At 52.2% G+C, this 1,573-nt stretch carries 1 protein-coding gene; it reads left to right on the top strand.

Features of this window, described 5'->3' with window-relative positions; translation table 11 throughout:
- The coding region (locus ACI48K_RS22150; protein ID WP_475029818.1) for a U32 family peptidase at positions 1–874 on the top strand (874 nt) is incomplete at its 5' end.
- Positions 875–1,573 lie beyond the last annotated feature (699 nt).

The raw sequence follows: 1,573 nt of genomic DNA, 5'->3' as shown, positions 1-1,573 counted from the left end.
GGTCGCGCGCGGTGAAGCGGAGCTCACCGCGCTGTGCCGCAGCCTGCCGCAGGTGCAAGCTGCGCTGGAAGCCGGCGTAGAGATGATCTACGCCGACTTTGAATTCATCAAGCAGTTCCCGGCAGCGGTGGATGCCGTTCGTGCGGCCGGAAAGCGTATCGCGCTGGTGACGCCGCGCATCCATATGCCGGGCGAAAACGGCTATCATAACAACATTCTGCGTCTCCAACCCGATGCGGTGCTGGTCCGCAACACAGGGGCGCTTTACTATTATTTGCGCCACCGGATAGAGAACCCTACCGCCGCTCACCCTCGGCTGATCGGCGACTTTTCGCTGAACATCGCAAACCACAAGGCGGCGGAGCTGTTCTTGGAGGCCGGCTGCGACATCGTAACGCCGTCCTATGACCTTAACATCCAGCAGATGGTCGATCTGCTTCGCGTCAGTCCAACTGCCGATATGGAGATCGTCATCCATCAGCATTTGCCGATGTTCCATACCGAACATTGCGTGTACTGTACATTCCTGAGCGAAGGTACGGATTACACCAACTGCGGCCGTCCGTGCGAAGAGCACCGGGCTTCCCTGCAGGACAGGATCGGGATGTCACATCCCGTGCGGGTGGACGAAGGCTGCCGCAACACGGTGTACAACGCCATTGAGCAATCCGGCGCGGAATACTTGAGTCACTTCCTGGAGCTTGGCGTACCGAATTACCGGGTGGAGTTTCTGGAAGAAACGCCGGATCAGGTTCGCGAAGTCATTAATCTTTACCGCCGCGCTCTGCGAAGAGAGATCAGCGGCACCCAAGTGTGGAAAACCCTGAAGGCAACCAATCAGTTGGGCGTAACGCGCGGACAGCTTGTGAAATAACATGGATGGTCGTCAGCAACCAGTTCGCCAGGCCCGATAGGGTTTGTCTTGCAAATAGCGTTCCCAAAGGGGACTCGGATGTCCAAAATAAACAGCCGGTAGTTGGTGTGGGCTCAATAATACTCATAACGCCGACCTCTATGGAGCAATTTTGTTTCATATCGTACAAGGGCTCATTGCGTATATCGCAATGAGCCCTTATTTATACGAACCTATGAACGTCACCTGTGCACCATTTCGCTCTTTCGCTCATGATTTTCTTTATTCGTTCTCGCGTGGTCGTATCATAGTCATACGTTCTTATACCTCATATGTTCCTGCACGCCCCATACGCTCCTGCACTTGCATATCTTCCTGAGATCCCATGAGTTCCTGCTTTCCTATCCGCTCTTCCCGTCACTCTATGCGTTCATAAACCGAAAGCCTGCAAATGTGCAGTTATTTCCTAAAGCAGATCCGTCGATCAGATAAATAACTGTAAAAGTGCATCTTTTACAGTCATATGCGGGCTTTTAAGACCAATTCGGCTCAAATAACTGTACAATCCTCTAGGCTCCCTAATTAAACTGGAGTCCTCCCCAACAAGGAATTACAATGAAAATAAGGGAGAGGATCAAGTCATGGGAAAAGCCAAAGATGAACTTCGTTTAAAAGTAGTAAGAGAAGCGTTGTCGGGTATAAAAGTGGGGGTGCTTGCCC

Source organism: Paenibacillus terrisolis, assembly GCF_056171975.1.
The sequence above is the reverse complement of the archived record's forward strand: the minus strand, read 5'-3'. Positions and strand labels throughout refer to the sequence as shown.